Raw genomic sequence first — 17,409 nt, 5'->3', positions numbered from 1 at the left:
TGGGAATCCCAAAACAACCAGGAGGTTGGCTTAGAAGCAGCCATCCTTTAAAGAAAGCGTAACAGCTCACTGGTCTAAATAAGGGTTCCTGCGGCGAAAATGTAACGGGGCTCAAGACGTGCACCGAAGCTTAGGGTGTGTAGCAATACACGCGGTAGCGGAGCGTTCCGTAGGCTGATGAAGCGATCTGGTAATGGGTCGTGGAGGTATCGGAAGTGCGAATGCTGACATGAGTAGCGATAAAGAGGGTGAGATGCCCTCTCGCCGAAATCCCAAGGGTTCCTGCTTAAAGCTAATCTGAGCAGGGTAAGCCGGCCCCTAAGACGAGCCCGAAGGGGGTAGTCGATGGGAACCACGTTAATATTCGTGGGCCTGGAGGTGTGTGACGGATCTCGTAAATTGTCTGACCTTATTGGATTGGTCAGGCTTTGAAGAGGTTCCAGGAAATAGCCCCTCCATTATAGACCGTACCCTAAACCGACACAGGTGGGATGGTAGAGTATACCAAGGCGCTTGAGAGAAGTCTCCTGAAGGAACTCGGCAAATTGCCTCCGTACCTTCGGAAGAAGGAGGCCCCACTTCTGGGCAACCAGTTGTGGGGGGCACAGGCCAGGGGGTAGCGACTGTTTAGCAAAAACACAGGGCTCTGCTAAGTCGGCTTCAAGACGACGTATAGGGCCTGACGCCTGCCCGGTGCCTGAAGGTTAAGTGGAGGGGTGCAAGCTCCGAAATGAAGCCCAGGTAAACGGCGGCCGTAACTATAACGGTCCTAAGGTAGCGAAATTCCTTGTCGGGTAAGTTCCGACCTGCACGAATGGCGTAACGACTTCCCCACTGTCTCCAGGAGATGCTCAGCGAAATTGAATTCTCCGTGAAGATGCGGAGTACCCGCGGTTAGACGGAAAGACCCCGTGCACCTTTACTGCAGCTTCAGAGTGGCATTAGGAAAGAACTGTGTAGCATAGGTGGGAGGCTTTGAAGCACTGGCGCCAGCCGGTGTGGAGCCATAGGTGAAATACCACCCTGTTGTTTTCTGATGTCTAACCTCGATCCATGAAACTGGATCAGGGACCCTCTGTGGCGGGTAGTTTGACTGGGGCGGTCGCCTCCTAAAGAGTAACGGAGGCGCGCGATGGTAGGCTCAGGACGGTTGGAAACCGTCTGTTAGAGTGCAATGGCATAAGCCTGCCTGACTGCGAGACTGACGAGTCGAGCAGAGACGAAAGTCGGTCATAGTGATCCGGTGGTCCCGAGTGGAAGGGCCATCGCTCAACGGATAAAAGGTACGCCGGGGATAACAGGCTGATGATTCCCAAGAGCTCATATCGACGGAATCGTTTGGCACCTCGATGTCGGCTCATCACATCCTGGGGCTGGAGCAGGTCCCAAGGGTTTGGCTGTTCGCCAATTAAAGTGGTACGTGAGCTGGGTTCAGAACGTCGTGAGACAGTTTGGTCCCTATCTGCCGTGGGCGTCGAAATTTGAGAGGAGTTGACCCTAGTACGAGAGGACCGGGTTGAACATACCTCTGGTGTACCTGTCGTGGCGCCAGCCGCGCAGCAGGGTAGCTATGTATGGACGGGATAACCGCTGAAAGCATCTAAGCGGGAAGCCTCCCTCAAGATAAGATTTCATAGAGCCGTGGAAGACCACCACGTTGATAGATCGGATGTAGAAGCGCGGTAACGCGTGGAGCTAACCGATACTAATTGCTCTATTCGCACTTAAGAGTCCCGCCATCAACGACAAGCCTGACCGGTTTGTCCGCGAAATGTGGATGATTGATCAGACAGTATTGCACGGACATCGATTGAAACCCTTTTGACCCTACGCCGGCTTCATTGCTTGGTGACCATGGCGTCAGTGACCCACCCGATCCCATCTCGAACTCGGCCGTGAAACCTGACAGCGCCGATGGTACTACCGCTTAAGCGTTGGAAGAGTAGGACGTCGCCAGGCATTGCAGCCGACGTAAGGTCGAAAAGAAACCCATTCACAAAGTTAGAGGCCGGCAGAAATGCCGGCCTTTTGCTGTTTTTGCGGTCCGGAAACGGCGCCGCGGACTGGTTGACGCGGGATGGAGCAGCCCGGTAGCTCGTCAGGCTCATAACCTGAAGGTCGTAGGTTCAAATCCTACTCCCGCAACCAACACCAAACCCGCCTTCCGAAAGGGATGGCGGGTTTTTTCGTGTCCGGCTGACGGGGGATATGGGCGCTGTCAGGCCGCTTCTGCGCGGCGCAGCTTGACGGGAACCGACTTGTACGACGGCGTTCCGCTCTTCCGGTCGTAATCGTCAAGCGCGATCAGGCCGTTCGCCTCGGGATAATAGGCCGCGACCGATCCGCGCGAGATTGCGTGCGCGAGGACGGTCTGTCCGGCAAGCACGCGTCCCGATCCCGCGACGACGTCGACGTGGTCGCCGTGCGCGAGCCCCATCGCGGCCAGATCCTCGGCATTGGCAAAGATCACGTCGCGGCGCCCGGTCACGCCGCGATAGCGGTCGTTCAGCCCATAGATCGTGGTGTTATACTGGTCGTGGCTGCGCACCGTGGTCAGCGTTAGCGGCGTATCGTCGCGGCCATCGTCTTCGTCGACTCCCGGGTGAACAAGGAAATGCGCCTTGCCGTCGGGTGTGTCCCATTCGCGGTTCGACGCGCCGACGCGCAGGCGGAACCCGCCCGGCGTGCGGATGCGCGCGTTGAAGTCATGGAAATCGGGGAACACTTCCTCGATCTTGTCGCGGATGCGGTCATAGTCGGCAATCAGCGCGTCCCAGTCGATCGCCGCCTCCGGTACCGCGGCCTTCGCGATCTCCGCGACGATCGCGGGTTCCGACAGCAAGGCGGCCGATGCCGGCGTCAGCTTGCCGTGCGAGGCGTGGACCATCGACATCGAATCCTCGACGGTCACCGACTGCGGCCCGCTCGCCTGCACGTCGCGCTCGGTCCGGCCGAGGCAGGGCAGGATGATCGTCTCGCGCGCGGTGAGCAGGCAGGTGCGGTTGAGCTTGGTGCAGATCTGGACGTTGAGGTCGAGCTTGCGGAACGCCTCGAAGCACGCCTCGGGGTCGGACATCGCGACCGCCAGATTGCCGCCGAGCCCGATGAAGCCCTTGGCATGCCCATCGCGCATCGCCGCGATCGCCTCGACCGCATTATGGCCATGCTTGCGCGGGCTTGCGATCCCGAACGCGGCATCGAGCCGCGAAAGGAATTTCTCGGTCGGAAGCTCGGTGATGCCGACGGTCCGGTCGCCCTGCACATTGCTGTGCCCGCGCAAGGGGCAGATGCCCGCACCGGGCTTGCCGATGTTGCCGCGCAGCAGCAGCAGGTTCGCAAGCTGCTGGACATTCTCGGTGCCGTGGCGGTGCTGGGTCAGCCCCATACCATAACAGACGATTACGCGTTCGGCCTGCCAATAGGTACGCGCGATCCCCTCGACCGCGGCGCGCGTCAGCCCCGACTTGCGCTCGATCGCGCGCCAGTCGGTGCCCGCTATGTCGGCCTTAAGCTCTTCATATCCAAGCGTATGTTCGGTGATGAACGCACGGTCGAGATAGCCCGCGCCGCCCGCCGCGATATCGGTTGCGTCGGCCTCGATCAGCGCCTTCATCATCCCCTTGAACAGCGCGGCGTCGCCGCCGATCCGTACCTGATGATAGGCCGAGGCGATCGGTGTCGAACTCAGCGTCGCCATCTCGACGGGTGCCTGCGGGTCCTGAAAGCGTTCGAGCCCGCGCTCGCGCATCGGATTGACGACGATGATCGGGGCGCCGCGCCGCGATACCTCGCGCAGCGTCCCGAGCATCCGCGGATGGTTCGTGCCCGGATTGTGCCCGATGCAGAAAACCGCGTCGGCGAGCTCGAAATCCTCGAGCGTTACCGTGCCCTTGCCGACCCCGATCGAGTGCGGCAGCCCGGTGCTCGTCGCCTCGTGACACATGTTCGAGCAGTCGGGAAAATTGTTCGTGCCATAGATGCGCGCGAGCAGCTGATAGAGAAAGGCCGCCTCGTTCGACGCGCGGCCCGAGGTATAGAATTCCATCGCATCGGGATCGTCGATCGCGCGCATCGCGGCGCCGATCCGCGCGAAAGCCTCGTCCCAAGCGATCGGCACGAACCGGTCGCTTTCCGCATCATAGGCAAGCGGATCGGTCAGCCGCCCGGCATCTTCCAGATCATAATCCGACCATTGCCACAGCTCGTCGACGCTGTGTTTCGCGAAGAATTGGGGATCGACGCGCTTCGGCGTCGCCTCCCACGTGACCGCCTTCGCGCCATTTTCGCAGAATTCGAACGACGAGGTATGTTTGGGATCGGGCCAGGCGCAGCCGGGACAGTCGAAGCCGTCGGGCTGGTTCATCTGGAGCAGCGCGCGCGTGTCGGGGCTCGCGCCCATCTGCTCGCGCACCGCGCGGGCGACCGCGCGCAGCGCCCCCCAGCCACCGGCGGGGCCGGGATAGGGTTTCACGCCTTGCGGTTCGTCGCTTGCCATGTCGTTTCCTCGAAATCCGGTGCCCGAGCATAGCGCAGTCGGCGCCCCCGCGTCGATCAGACTATTGGATGATTCCGAACGGATTGCTCAGGATCAGCGCCGAATCCGGGCGTGCGAGCGCGACGAGCGTCAGCCCCGCCGCGGCAGCGCGGTCGACCGCGAGACTGGTGGGCGCCGAAATGGTAACGAGCATCGGACATCCCGCACGCACGGCCTTTTCGACGAGCTCGTAGGAACAGCGCGCCGAGAGCAGGATAAATCCCTCCGCCGGATCGATCCTTTCGATCGCGAGTGCGCCGACCAATTTGTCGAGCGCATTGTGGCGGCCGACGTCTTCCTTCGCGAGGCGGATACTTCCGTCAGGGTCGCAGAAGGCGGCGGCATGAGCCGCGCCGGTTGCACGGCCGAGCGGCTGATGATCGGGTAACGCCGCCAGTGCGCGGGCGATTGCGACGCGGCTGGTCGGCCGAGGACGCGGTGCGGCGTGCAGCGGACGCAGCACCTCCTCGATCGTCTCGATCCCGCAGAGCCCGCAGCTGCTTTCGGACGCGCGGGTCCGTGCGCGCTCGATCACGCGGTCCATCCGATCCGCGGGTAAGCGGATGCGCACGACCCAGCCGCCAGCGACTGCATTGACCTGTATCCCGCCGATATCGCCCGCGGCCGTAACCAGCCCCTCGCAGATCGTGAAGCCGATGGCATAGGCCTCGAGATCGTCGGGCGTCGCCATCATCACCGCATAGCCGATACCATTATATTCGATCGCGACCGGCGCCTCGACCGGGACGGCGCGTTCGATCGCGGCATCGTCCTGACCCAGAAAGCCAATGCGCGTCGCCGGAAAGTCGCGTTCGCTCTGCATGCGACCAGCCCTAGGAGCGCGCCGCCGCGATGACAACGTGCCTCGCCACGCTTGGCTTCGCCGCCGCTTTCTGCGACGGGAGGCGATGGATTTCGACGACCAGCTTCGCCGCTATTTCGGCACCGCCGACCTCGATGCGCTCCACCCCGAGGCTTTCGCTGCGGGCACCGAGCGGATGCGCGTCGATTTCGGGCTCGAGACGAACGGTGGTCGCCGCTTCGCGCTGTGGACGCTGATGTATATCCTCGGCGTCGCGCCCGATCTCGATGTCGCGTTCAAGGATGCGGCCGAGCGCGACGCTGCGCGCGATTTCATGGATCTGTTTGACCGCGCGAACGAAAACCCGGACTAGGCCGCTTCGGGCGGGCACCACGCGCGGCAGAAATTCTCGACCGCCAGATCGACTTCCTCGCCGAGCCGACCGAGATCGGCCGTTTGGTGCATGCCGAGCAGCGCGAACTGATACACGCCCGACTGACAGAGCCCCGAGAAATGCTGCACCGCGCGCATCGGGTCGCCCATCCGGATCTCGCCGCGCACCATCTTTTCGGCGACCCATTCGGCCGCGCGCGCCTTGCCGCGCCGCGGGCCGCGATCGTAAAAAGTTTCGGCAAGGTGCGGAAAGCGATCGGCCTCGCCGACGACGAGCCGGTAGAGCGAGAGCAGCTGCGGCGACGTCAGCTTGGTCATCAGCACATTGCCGAAGTTGCGCAGCACCTCCGGCACCGGGCGATCGACGGGAAGGTCGATCGAAAGCACCTGTCCGTAATGGTGGACGATATCGTCGACGATCGCGGCGAACAGATCCTCCTTCGAGGGGAAATAGCTCCACAGCGTCGTTTTCGAGCCGCCGACCTTGCTCGCGATCGAGGACATCGTCGTGCCGGCATAGCCGTTGGCAAAAAAGGCTTCGCGCGCGGCATCGATAAAGGCTTTGCGGCGCAGTGCGGCAGCATCGTCGGCGGGCGCCGTACCAGCTGGTATCATTTCGATTGACAACTCAGTCTCCGGGGTTCATTGGCGCATGATACCAGCTAGTATCGTTGGACACCATGAAAAATAAAATTCTCCCCTCCGCCCTTGTTTTGAGCCTGCTTTCGGGCTGCGCGAGCGTGCCCGATCTCGGGCCGAAGCCCGTACCGGTCGCGGCCGAGTCGCTCGAATCGTCGGCGACCTTTGCCGACGCGAACGGCGCCTGGCCCGTCGAGGGCTGGTGGCAGAGCTTTGGCGACGCCCAGCTCGACACGCTGATTGCGGAGGGCCTCAAGGGCTCGCCCGACATCGCGACCGCCGCTGCGCGCGTGCGCGCCGCCGAGGGCATCGCGCAACAGGCAGGCGCGGCATTGCTCCCGCGTGTCGGTGCCGAGGGCAGCGTCGGCGGCACGCAGCAGAGCAAGAATCTGGGCATCCCGCCGCAGTTCGTGCCCGACGGCATTCAGGATACCGGCCATGTCGCCGCGACCTTCAGCTTCGACCTCGACCTGTGGGGCAAGAATCGTGCGGCGCTCGCTGCCGCGACCTCCGAAGCCGAGGCAGCGCGCGTCGACGAAGCGCAGGCGCGGCTGATGCTGACGACCGGCATCGCATCGGCCTATGCCGATCTTGCGGCCTATTATCAGGCGCTCGACGTCGCGAAGGACGCGGTGCGCGTCCGCAGCGCGAGCGCCGACGTGTCGGGCAAGCGTGCTGCCGCGGGAATCGAGAACCAGTCGGCGGAACGACAGGCCGAAAGCCGCGCTGCGGCAGCGCGCGGTGACGTGACCGCACTCGAGGAAGCGATCGCCACGACGCGCAACCGGCTCGCGGCGCTGGTCGGCGCGGGTCCCGACCGCGGCTTGTCGATTACGCGCCCGACGCTCGTCTCGCCCGGAATCAGCCTCCCGCCGCAGGCCGGCATCGACCTGATCGGTCGCCGTCCCGATATCGTCGCGGCGCGCCTCCGCGCCGAGGCGGCGGCGAAGCGCATCGACGTCGCGCGCGCCGATTTCTATCCGAACATCAACCTTTCGGCGCTCGTCGGCCTCCAGTCGCTCGGGCTGTCGAACCTCTTCAAGTCGGGCTCCGAGTACGGCAATGGCGGTGTCGCGATCAGCCTGCCGATCTTCGAGGGCGGGCGATTGCAGGGGCGCTATCGCGGCGCGCGCGCGGAATTCGACAGCGCGGTCGCTAATTACGACCGCACGCTCATCATGGCGCTTCGCGATGTCGCTGACATCGTCGCGAGCCGTGACGCGACCGCGCGCCAGCTCGCCGAGCGGCGCGATGCGCTGAAGGCCGCGACTGACGCGGCGCAGCTCGCGGGCCTCCGTTACCGTGCAGGTCTTTCGAACCAGCTTCCGCAGCTGGTCGCCGAAGACAGCATGACCCAGCTCGCGCGGCAGGTTTCCGACCTCGAAGCGCGCAAGCTTGTCCTCGATATCTCTCTCATCCGCGCGCTCGGCGGCGGCTACCAGACCCAGACAGGAGAATGACGATGGCCGAAGATACGGCTGCGGCGACCCCCGAAACCCCTGAAACCGACGCCGCGCAGCCCGAGAAGCGCAAGCGGCTGCTCCGCATCCTGCTGATCGCCGTGATCGTGATCGCGGCAGTCTGGGGCATCTGGTATTTCCTGACGCAGGCGGGCCGTGTGTCGACCGACAATGCCTATGTCGGTGCGGACTCGGCGACGATCACCGCGCTGATCGCGGCGCCCGTGAAAGAAGTGCGCGTCAGCGGCACGCAGGTCGTCAAGAAGGGCGATATCCTCGTCATCCTCGACGACGCCGATGCGAAGATCGCGGTCGCCGACGCCGAAGGTGCGCTGCGCCAGGCGCGTCAGCGCTACGGTCAGGCGAATGCGAACGCCGATGCCGCCCGCTCGCGTGTCTCGGCGCGCGGCGCCGACATTGCGCAGGCGCGTGCACGCCTCCGCGACGCCGACGCGACGGTCGCGAAAGCGCGCGCCGAGCTGGCGCGGCGCGAAAGCATCGCCGGAACCGGGGCCGTCTCTGCCGAAGAACTGACGACCGCGCGCACGACGCTCGCCTCGGCGACCGCCGCGCGCGATCTTGCCGCCGCAACCATCGCCTCGGCCGAAGCGACGCGCGGTTCGGCGAGCGGCGATCTCGGCGCCGCCGAAGCGCTCGTCCGCGGCACGACGATCGAGACCGCTCCCGATGTCGCAGTCGCGCAGGCGCGGCTCGACAAGGCGCTGCTCGACCTCGAACGCACGGTCATTCGCGCGCCGGTCGACGGCATCGTCACCAACAAGCAGGTGCAGGTCGGCCAGCGGATCGCCGCCGGTGCGCCGATCATGGTGATCGTCCCCGTCGCGACCGCCTATGTCGACGCGAACTTCAAGGAAAGCCAGTTCCGGCGCATCCGTATCGGCCAGCCGGTCGAGCTGACCTCCGACTATTATGGCGGCGACGTCGTCTATCGCGGCAAGGTCACCGGCATCGCCGGCGGCACCGGTGCGGCCTTCTCGCTGATCCCCGCGCAGAATGCGACGGGCAACTGGGTCAAGGTCGTCCAGCGTCTTCCGGTCCGCATCGCGCTCGATCCCCGCGATCTGAAAGAGCATCCGCTGCGCGTCGGGCTCTCGATGGAAGCGACGATCGACACGCGCGGGAAATGAACTGAAGCATGGCCAGCGCCGCTGCGACCTCCCTGCCGGCCGAACCGCAACCGCTGAGCGGCGTCAAGCTGCTCGCCGCGGCCTTTGCGCTCGCGCTCGCGAACTTCGTCGTCGTCCTCGACACGACGATCGCCAATGTGTCGGTCCCGCATATCGCGGGCGGCTTGGCCGTGTCCCCGACGCAAGGAACGTGGGTGATCACCAGCTATGCGGTCGCCGACGCGATCAGCGTGCCGCTGACAGGCTGGCTCGCCTCGCGCTTCGGGACGGTGCGCTGGTTCATCATCTCGATCATCGGCTTCGGCATCTTCTCCTTCCTGTGCGGTATCGCGCGCACGCTCGACGCGCTGATCCTGTTCCGCGTTCTGCAAGGTCTCTCGGGCGGCCCGCTCATGCCGCTGTCGCAGGTGTTGCTGCTCCGCATCTTCCCGAAGGAAAAGGCCGGCATGGGCCTCGCCATCTGGGCGATGACCACGACCACCGCGCCGATTCTCGGGCCGATTCTCGGTGGGCTGATCAGCGACAACTGGAGCTGGCCGTGGATCTTTTTCATCAACCTGCCCGTCGTCGCGATCTGTGCGTTCGGGGTCGGCAGCATGCTCGGCGCGTTCGAGACGAAGCGGATCAAGGCGCGCATCGACGTCATCGGACTGATCCTGCTCGTCCTCTCGGTCGGCGCCTTCCAGATCATGCTCGACACGGGACGCGAGCATGACTGGTTCGGATCGACGTGGATCGTCGCGCTCGCGATCATCGCCGCGATCAGCTTTGCGGCCTTCGTCATCTGGGAGCTGACCGACGCCAACCCGGTCGTCGACCTGCGCGTCTTCCGCTTCCGCGGCTTCAGTTTCGCGACCATCGCCATCTCGCTGGGCTTCGGTGCCTTCTTCTCACAGGTCGTGCTGACGCCTTTGTGGCTGCAACAGGTCGTCGGCTATACCGCGACCGAGACGGGCTATGTCGTCGCGTGGCTCGGCTGCTTCGCCGTGCTGCTGTCGCCGGTCGCCGCGGGCCTGATCGGCAAGATCGACCTTCGCATTTCGATCAGCGCGGGCATCCTGTGGATGGCGCTGATGTCGATCCTGCGCGCGAGCTGGAACGCCGATGTCGGCTATTGGACGCTCGCCATGCCGCATGTGCTGCAGGGGATCGGCATGCCCTTCTTCTTCGTCGGCCTGACCGCGCTCGCGCTGAGTTCGGTGCCCGCGCATGTCCAGACCTCGGCCGCCGGCCTGATGAGCTTCCTTCGCACGCTGAGCGGCGCAATGGGTACGGCAATTGCGACGACCGCATGGGATGACGCCAGCCGCACCTCGCGTTCCGAACTCGTATCGGCGCTCAATAACCCCGAAGGCGCGCTATCGTCGATGCAGAGCGCCGGGCTGACCGCCGAACAGGCGCGCGGCGTTCTCGACCGGCTGGTCGAAGGGCAGGCGGCGACGCTCGGCGTGCTGCACCTGTTCCTCGCGGCCGGCGTGGTATTTGTGATCGCCGCGATTTCGGTGTGGTGCGCGCCGCGCCCGAAACAGATTTCGATGGGCGGCGGGCACTAGCCCTATTTGGCGAACAATTGTCCCAGGTCGGCGAAGGCCTTGAACTCCAGCGCATTGCCCGCGGGGTCGAGGAAGAACATCGTCGACTGCTCACCCGGCTGACCCGGAAAGCGCGTGTGCGGTTCGATCACGAAATCGACGCCATGCCCCTGCAACCGCGCGGCGAGCGCCTGCCATTCGGCGGGCGGCAGCACGACCCCGAAATGCGGCACCGGAACATCATGCCCGTCCACCGGATTATGCCCCGCGACCGCTTCGCGCCGTTCGACGCGGTGCGCGACGATCTGATGACCATAGAGGTTGAAGTCGATCCAGTCCGCGGCGCTACGCCCCTCGGGACATCCCATCACAGTGCCATAGAAATGCCGCGCGGCGTCGAGGTCATCGACGGGGAAGGCGATGTGAAAGGGGGCGATGTCGGCCATGCCTCCCTTTGCCCTGGCGTCTCCGCGAAAGCCAGCCTTGGGCTTCGCGCAAGGCCGTGCTAGGGGCGCGCGCATGCTGACGATCAATGGCCTTACCGTGCGCCTCGGCGGGCGCACCATCCTCGACCGCGCAAGCGCGAGCCTGCCCGGCAAGAGCCGCGTCGGGCTGATCGGCCGCAACGGTGCGGGCAAGTCGACGCTGATGAAAGTCATGATCGGCCAGCTCGAGGCCGACGACGGCGGCGTCGAAATGCCGCGCCGCACGCGCGTCGGCTATATCGCGCAGGAAGCGCCGAGCGGTACCGCGACGCCGTTCGAGACGGTGCTCGCGGCCGATACCGAACGCGCCGATCTGCTCGCGGCGTCGGAGACCGAGCAGGATCCCGACAGGCTCGCCGACATTCACGAACGCCTGATCGCGATAGACGCCTATACCGCGCCCGCGCGCGCCGCGCGCATCCTGATCGGGCTCGGCTTCGACGAGGAGATGCAGGGCCAGCCGCTCGACAGCTATTCGGGCGGGTGGAAGATGCGCGTCGCGCTCGCGGCGCTGCTCTTCTCGAACCCCGATCTGCTGCTGCTCGACGAGCCGTCGAACCACCTCGATCTCGAAGCGACGATGTGGCTCGAAAGCTTTCTGCGCGCCTATCCGGGCCAGCTCGTCGTGATCAGCCACGAGCGCGACCTGCTCAACAATGTCGTCGACCATATCCTGCACCTCGAAGGCGGGAAGGTGACGCTCTATGCTGGCGGCTATGACGCGTTCGAGCGTCAGCGCGCCGAACGCGCGGCGCAGCTCGCCGCGGCAAAGGCCGCACAGGATGCGCAGCGCGCGAAGCTGCAGGACTATGTCGCGCGGAACAGCGCACGCGCCTCGACCGCGAAACAGGCGCAGTCGCGCGCGAAACAGCTCGCGCGGATGCAGCCGATCGCATCGATCGCGGAAGACCCGAGCCTCGTGTTCGACTTCCCGAGCCCCGGAGACGAGCTGAAGCCGCCGCTGATCACGCTCGACCTTGCGAGCGTCGGCTATGCGCCGGGCCATCCGGTGCTCTCGCGCCTCAACCTGCGCATCGATCCCGACGACCGCATCGCGCTGCTCGGCCGCAACGGCAATGGCAAGACGACGCTCGCGCGTCTGCTCGCAGCGCAATTGAAGCCCGAGGATGGCGCGATGGCCTTCGCGGGCAAGATGCGCGTCGGATATTTCACGCAGTATCAGGTCGAGGAACTCGACGGCAGCGACACGCCGCTCGGCCATATGACGCGCGTCATGACAGGCAAGACCCCCGGCGCGGTGCGCGCGCAGCTCGGGCGCTTCGGCTTCACCGGCAACAAGGCGACCACCGAAGTGGGTAAGCTGTCGGGCGGCGAACGCGCGCGGCTCGCGCTGGCGCTGATCACGCGCGAGGCGCCGCACCTGCTGATCCTCGACGAGCCGACCAACCACCTCGACGTCGACGCGCGCGAGGCGCTGGTGCAGGCGCTCAACGGCTTCGATGGCGCGGTGCTGATCGTCAGCCACGACCGCCACATGCTCGAACTGTCGGCCGACCGGCTGGTGCTCGTCGATAACGGCACCGCGCGCGATTTCGACGGCAGCATGGACGATTATGTCGCGTTCATCCTGGGCAAGTCGGCCGCGAACGACGATGCGAAGCCCGCGGTAAAGTCGAAGGACGCCAAGTCCGCGCGGCAGGAAGCCGCCAAGGCGCGCGAGGCGCAGGCGGTGCTCCGCAAGACCGCGAAGGATCATGAGGCGCGCGCCGCCAAGCTCGCGCAGCAGATCAGCGCGATCGACCGCGCGATGTTCGATCCCGCCAGCGCCGAGCCTGCGCTTGCGAAGCTGACGATGGGCGACCTGTCGCAGCGCCGCGGCAAGCTCGCGGCCGAGCTGGAAGGCGTCGAGGCGGCATGGATGGAAGCGCTTGAGGCCATCGAGACGGCGGCGGCCTGATCCCGGTAATTATGTCATCCCGGCGAAGGCCGGGATCTCACCCTATCGTTACGACTCATCGTCGAGATCCCGGCCTTCGCCGGGATGACGGCGTGGGGATGGATTGACTCTCCCGTCCCGATCCATCATAATAGTTTCAATTGAAACTATATGGGGAATGCACCATGGCCGACCTGTTCGAAAACCCGCTGGGCCTCGACGGCTTCGAGTTCGTCGAATTTTCGGCACCCGAAAAGGGCATTCTCGAACCGGTGTTTCAGGCGATGGGCTTCACCCAGATCGCGCATCATCGCTCGAAGGACGTCCAGTTGTGGCGCCAGGGCGGGATCAACCTGATCGCCAATTACGAGCCCAAATCGCCCGCGGCCTATTTCGCGGCCGAGCATGGCCCGTCGGCGTGCGGCATGGGCTGGCGCGTGCGCGATGCGGCCAAGGCCTATGCCGAGGCGGTCGAGCGCGGCGCCGAGCCGGTCGAGGTCACGCCCGGGCCGATGGAACTGCGGCTGCCCGCGATCCGCGGCATCGGCGGCTCGATCATCTATCTGATCGACCGCTACGGCGACGACCTCAGCATCTACGACATCGACTTCGTCTATGAGGAAGGCGTCGATCGCCATCCGGTGGGCGCGGGCATGCAGCTGATCGATCACCTGACGCACAATGTCTATGGCGGCCGGATGGCGCATTGGGCGGCGTTCTACGAGCGGATCGCGGGCTTCCGCGAGATCCGCTATTTCGACATCAAGGGCGAATATACCGGCCTCACCTCGAAGGCGATGACCGCCCCCGACGGCAAGATCCGCATCCCGCTCAACGAAGAGGGCGCGGGCGGCAAGGGCCAGATCGAGGAATATCTGCGCGCCTATAATGGCGAGGGCATCCAGCATATCGCCTTCAGCTGCGACGATCTCTACGCCGCGTGGGACAAGCTCAAGGCGCTCGGCAATCCCTTCGCGCCGTCGCCGCCGGCGACCTATTACGAAATGCTCGAGGAGCGGCTTCCGGGCCACGGCGAGTCGGTCGAGGGCCTCCAGTCGCGCGGCATCCTGCTCGACGGCTCGACCGAACAGGGCGATCCGCGCCTGCTGCTCCAGATTTTCGGCCAGACGGTGATCGGTCCGGTCTTCTTCGAATTCATCCAGCGCAAGAAGGATGAAGGCTTCGGCGAGGGCAATTTCACCGCGCTGTTCAAATCGATGGAAATGGACCAGATTCGCCGGGGTGCGCTGACTGTCGAGGAACCCGCCGAATGACGAGCCCGATCAAACTCGGCGGGGTTCACCACGCCGCCTATCGCTGCAAGGACGCGAAGGAAACGGTCGACTGGTACGAAGCCATGCTCGGCATGACCTATACGACCGCCTTTGCCGAGGACCATGTGCCGTCGACCGGCGAATATGATCCGTACATGCACGTCTTCCTCGATGCGGGGAACGGCAATATCCTCGCTTTCTTCGAGCTGCCGAACCAGCCCGACATGGGCCGCGACGAGAATACACCGAAGTGGGTGCAGCACCTTGCGTTCAAGGTGGGCAGCTATGACGAGCTGGTTGCGGCGAAAGAGCATCTGAACGCCAACGGCATCGACGTGCTCGGCCCGACGCATCACGGCATCTTCAAGTCGATCTATTTCTTCGACCCGAACGGCCACCGCGTCGAGCTGGCGTGCGACATCGGCACCGACGAGCAATATGCCGAATTGAAGCGCGTCGCGCCGCTGATGCTCGAAGAATGGAGCCAGACCAAGAAGGCCCCGCGCCACGCCGACTGGCTGCATCAGGCGGCGAACGAATAGTTTGATCCCCACCCGCTTGCGGGAGGGGTAGCGAGACTTGGCAGCTTGCTGCCTAGTCGCAGCGGGGCGGGTATTGTCGACGTTGCGGCCCACCCCCAACCCCTCCCGCAAGCGGGAGGGGAGAAAATGCTACTTCCGGTCGAGCCCGATACTCTCGAGCGTCGCGCCGCTGCACTTGTCGGCTTCCTTCGTCTTGCCGTCGCCCGACAGCGCGCCGATCGCGATGAAGCCGGCAACCACCGCGACCAGAAACGCGCCGGTGACCCAGATCAGATATTTGTCGATGAACGCCTTGATCGGCGCCCCGAACAGCCGGAACAAAATCCCGACGAGCATGAAGGAAAAGGCGCGGCTGGCGAGGCTTGCCCACAGGAAGGTCCAGAAATTCATGTGGATGAAGCCGGCGGTGATCGTCAGCAGCTTGAACGGGATCGGTGTCGCACCCTTGATCAGGATGATCTCGGCGCCGAATTCGCGCAGATAACAGGCGGCCGGGGGGAAGGCGTCGGTCAGCCCGAGCACCCCGAGCAGCCACAGCCCAACGCTCTCGTACAGGAAATAGCCGATCGAATAGCCGAGCATCCCGCCCGCGACCGACGCGAGCGTGCAGATGATCGCGTAGCGCACCGCCTTCTTCGGGTTCGCGAGGCACATCAGCCCCAGCAACGGGTGCGGCGGGATCGGGAAAAAGCTCGCCTCGACGAACGAGACAAGTGCCAGCCAGAACTCGGCGTGCGGATGCGCCGATTTCTCCATCGTCCAGTTGTAGAGCCGCTGGATGATCGACGGCTTGCGGACGATTTCGGTCATGCTGGTCCTTGCTGCGCGTATCGCGATGCGACGTCTATGCCGCCGGAGTAGAGCGAAGTCGAGATGGGAGAGCGGCCATCTCTTTTGTCGTCATCCCGGCGGAGGCCGGGATCCCGCCCGTGCATCAGGCCGCGAGGGTGAGATCCCGGCCTTCGCCGGGATGACGTTCAAATAGGTGATCAGTGCCGGAAGTGACGCATTCCGGTGAACACCATCGCGAGGCCCGCTTCGTTCGCCGCCGCGATCACCTCGTCGTCGCGGATCGAACCGCCCGGCTGGATTACACAGGTCGCGCCTGCCTCGACCGCCGCGAGAAGGCCGTCGGCGAAGGGGAAGAAGGCGTCGCTCGCGACCGCGCTGCCGACGGTGCGGGGCTCTGCCCAACCATGGCTTTCGGCGGCCTCGCGTGCCTTCACAGCGGCGATGCGCGCGCTGTCGCGGCGGTTCATCTGTCCCGCGCCGATGCCCGCGGTCGAGCCGCCCTTGGCATAGACGATCGCGTTCGACTTCACATGCTTGGCGACGGTCCACGCGAACAGCGCGTCGGTCAACTCCTCTTCGCTCGGTGCCCGGTCGGTGACGACCTTGAGGTCGCTAAGGCCGATCCGGCCATTGTCGCGGCTCTGCGCGAGCCAGCCGCCGGCGATCGTCTTGAGCATCAGCCCGCCGCGAGCCGGGTCGGGAAGTTCGCCGGTGAGCAGCAGGCGGAGGTTCTTCTTCTTGGCGAACACCGCGCGCGCGTCCGCATCGGCGTTGGGGGCGCAGACGACTTCGGTAAAGATGCCGCTGATCGCCTCGGCCGTCGGTCCGTCGAGCGGCCGGTTGACCGCGATGATACCGCCGAATGCCGAGACGTCGTCGCACTTCAGCGCCGCATCATAGGCTTCGGCGATCGTCGCGCCGCTCGCGACCCCGCACGGGTTGGCGTGCTTGACGATCACGCAGGTCGGGCCCGCCTCGCGGAATTCGGCGACCAGCTCGAGCGCCGCGTCGGCGTCGTTGATATTGTTGTAGCTCAGTTCCTTGCCCTGCACCTGTTCGGCTTGCGCGATCCCGCGCGCGGCTGGGCCGGCGGGCAGGTAGAGCGCGGCCTTCTGGTGCGGATTCTCGCCATAGCGCAGCTCGCTCGCGAGCTTGGCGGTGAGCGGCAGCGTGTCGGGGAACATCTTGCCCTGATCGGCGAAGGCGAACCATTGCGCGATCATGCTGTCATAGGTCGCGGTGTGCGCGAAGGCGGTCGCCGCGAGGCGCTTGCGAAGGGCGAGCGTCGTCGCGCCGCCATTGGCGTCCAGCTCTTCGATCAGCGCGGCATAATCCTCGGGCTCGGTGACGATGCCGACGAAAGCGTGGTTCTTCGCCGACGAGCGCACCATCGCGGGGCCGCCGATATCGATATTCTCGATGATCGTATCGCGGTCGGCGCCGCTCATCACCGTCTGGAGGAAGGGGTAGAGGTTGACGACGACGAGGTCGATCGCGCCGATGCCATGCTCCTCCATCGACGCGACATGCGCCGCATCGTCGCGGACCGCGAGGATGCCGCCATGGACCGTCGGGTGGAGCGTCTTGACGCGGCCGTCCATCATCTCGGGAAAGCCCGTGAGGTCGGAGACGTCGAGGACCGTGTGACCCGCCTCGCGCAGCGCCTTCGCGGTGCCACCGGTCGAGACCAGCTCGACGCCGTGGCGGACGAGCGCCGCGGCAAGCTCGGAGAGCCCCGCCTTGTCGCTGACGGACAGCAATGCGCGGCGGACGGGAATCAGGTCGGTCATGGGAAGGGCGGCCTTTGCAAGACGGGAAAGACGCCGCCCCCCTAGGCGTGTGTGTCCGCTATCGCAAGCGGCGTCGGGCCGGGACGACGCGATCCCGGCCGGGGGCGGTCGCACGCCTTGG

Annotated in this window: 13 protein-coding genes, 1 tRNA gene and 2 rRNA genes (1 of these 16 only partly in view); 10 read left to right on the top strand and 6 right to left on the bottom strand. The window is 64.9% G+C overall.

Annotated features, from left to right (window positions below; genetic code table 11):
* From L7H23_RS08375 to L7H23_RS08365, 3 genes are all read left to right on the top strand, one after another.
* Positions 1–1,728, top strand: a 23S ribosomal RNA gene (locus tag L7H23_RS08375); it begins 1,063 nt to the left of the window's first position.
* A 116-nt stretch (positions 1,729–1,844) separates the two neighbouring features.
* A 5S ribosomal RNA gene (gene rrf / locus L7H23_RS08370) occupies positions 1,845–1,959 on the top strand.
* A 112-nt stretch (positions 1,960–2,071) separates the two neighbouring features.
* Positions 2,072–2,148 (top strand) — tRNA-Met (locus L7H23_RS08365).
* Positions 2,149–2,218: 70 nt separating this feature from the next.
* On the opposite strand, the gene L7H23_RS08360 is transcribed toward L7H23_RS08365, so the two are convergent.
* A complete protein-coding gene (locus tag L7H23_RS08360) occupies positions 2,219–4,495 on the bottom strand; it encodes an FdhF/YdeP family oxidoreductase (protein ID WP_237838882.1) in 2,277 nt (758 codons plus the stop codon).
* A gap of 61 nt (positions 4,496–4,556) precedes the next feature.
* Positions 4,557–5,357 carry a formate dehydrogenase accessory sulfurtransferase FdhD gene (fdhD, locus tag L7H23_RS08355; RefSeq protein WP_237838881.1) on the bottom strand — a complete coding sequence of 267 codons (801 nt, stop codon included), beginning with the start codon at positions 5,355–5,357 and terminating at the stop codon, positions 4,557–4,559.
* Positions 5,358–5,442: 85 nt separating this feature from the next.
* Here fdhD and L7H23_RS08350 point away from each other — a divergent pair, with 85 nt between their 5' ends.
* A complete protein-coding gene (locus L7H23_RS08350) occupies positions 5,443–5,709 on the top strand; it encodes a hypothetical protein (RefSeq protein WP_237838880.1) in 267 nt (88 codons plus the stop codon).
* Here L7H23_RS08350 and L7H23_RS08345 read toward each other — a convergent pair.
* A complete protein-coding gene (locus tag L7H23_RS08345) occupies positions 5,706–6,344 on the bottom strand; it encodes a TetR/AcrR family transcriptional regulator (protein WP_237838879.1) in 639 nt (212 codons plus the stop codon). The genes L7H23_RS08350 and L7H23_RS08345 overlap by 4 nt on opposite strands.
* A gap of 65 nt (positions 6,345–6,409) precedes the next feature.
* On the opposite strand from L7H23_RS08345, the gene L7H23_RS08340 reads away from it, so the two are divergent.
* The 3 genes from L7H23_RS08340 to L7H23_RS08330 are packed head-to-tail and all read left to right on the top strand — an operon-like array spanning position 6,410 to position 10,529.
* Positions 6,410–7,828 (top strand): efflux transporter outer membrane subunit, encoded by a 1,419-nt coding sequence (locus L7H23_RS08340; RefSeq protein WP_237838878.1) that lies wholly within the window; start codon positions 6,410–6,412, stop codon positions 7,826–7,828.
* Positions 7,829–7,830: 2 nt separating this feature from the next.
* On the top strand, positions 7,831–8,976 hold the full coding sequence (locus L7H23_RS08335) for an HlyD family efflux transporter periplasmic adaptor subunit (protein WP_237838877.1): 1,146 nt from the start codon (positions 7,831–7,833) through the stop codon (positions 8,974–8,976).
* An 8-nt stretch (positions 8,977–8,984) separates the two neighbouring features.
* On the top strand, positions 8,985–10,529 hold the full coding sequence (locus L7H23_RS08330) for a DHA2 family efflux MFS transporter permease subunit (RefSeq protein ID WP_237838876.1): 1,545 nt from the start codon (positions 8,985–8,987) through the stop codon (positions 10,527–10,529).
* A 2-nt stretch (positions 10,530–10,531) separates the two neighbouring features.
* Here L7H23_RS08330 and L7H23_RS08325 read toward each other — a convergent pair whose 3' ends face one another.
* Positions 10,532–10,954: a VOC family protein gene (locus L7H23_RS08325; protein WP_237838875.1), complete on the bottom strand. Its 423-nt coding sequence runs from the start codon at positions 10,952–10,954 to the stop codon at positions 10,532–10,534.
* 73 nt (positions 10,955–11,027) lie between these two features.
* Here L7H23_RS08325 and L7H23_RS08320 point away from each other — a divergent pair, with 73 nt between their 5' ends.
* The 3 genes from L7H23_RS08320 (at position 11,028) to L7H23_RS08310 (ending at position 14,706) form a co-directional block, all read left to right on the top strand.
* Positions 11,028–12,911, top strand: a complete 1,884-nt coding sequence (locus L7H23_RS08320) for an ABC-F family ATP-binding cassette domain-containing protein (protein WP_237838874.1) — start codon at positions 11,028–11,030, stop codon at positions 12,909–12,911.
* Positions 12,912–13,075: 164 nt separating this feature from the next.
* A complete protein-coding gene (hppD, locus tag L7H23_RS08315) occupies positions 13,076–14,164 on the top strand; it encodes a 4-hydroxyphenylpyruvate dioxygenase (RefSeq protein WP_237838873.1) in 1,089 nt (362 codons plus the stop codon).
* Positions 14,161–14,706, top strand: a complete 546-nt coding sequence (locus L7H23_RS08310) for a VOC family protein (RefSeq protein WP_237838872.1) — start codon at positions 14,161–14,163, stop codon at positions 14,704–14,706. Before hppD ends, L7H23_RS08310 begins: the two co-directional genes overlap by 4 nt.
* A gap of 129 nt (positions 14,707–14,835) precedes the next feature.
* Here L7H23_RS08310 and L7H23_RS08305 read toward each other — a convergent pair whose 3' ends face one another.
* Together L7H23_RS08305 and purH are read right to left on the bottom strand one after the other, a co-directional pair.
* On the bottom strand, positions 14,836–15,489 hold the full coding sequence (locus L7H23_RS08305) for a YqaA family protein (RefSeq protein WP_237839167.1): 654 nt from the start codon (positions 15,487–15,489) through the stop codon (positions 14,836–14,838).
* Positions 15,490–15,695: 206 nt separating this feature from the next.
* Entirely contained in the window at positions 15,696–17,288 is a 1,593-nt protein-coding gene (gene purH / locus L7H23_RS08300) for a bifunctional phosphoribosylaminoimidazolecarboxamide formyltransferase/IMP cyclohydrolase (RefSeq protein ID WP_237838871.1), read from the bottom strand.
* Positions 17,289–17,409 lie beyond the last annotated feature (121 nt).

Origin of the sequence: Sphingopyxis sp. BSN-002, assembly GCF_022024275.1 — a bacterium.
Classification (GTDB): domain Bacteria; phylum Pseudomonadota; class Alphaproteobacteria; order Sphingomonadales; family Sphingomonadaceae; genus Sphingopyxis.
This window is presented reverse-complemented; position numbering and strand designations above follow the sequence as displayed.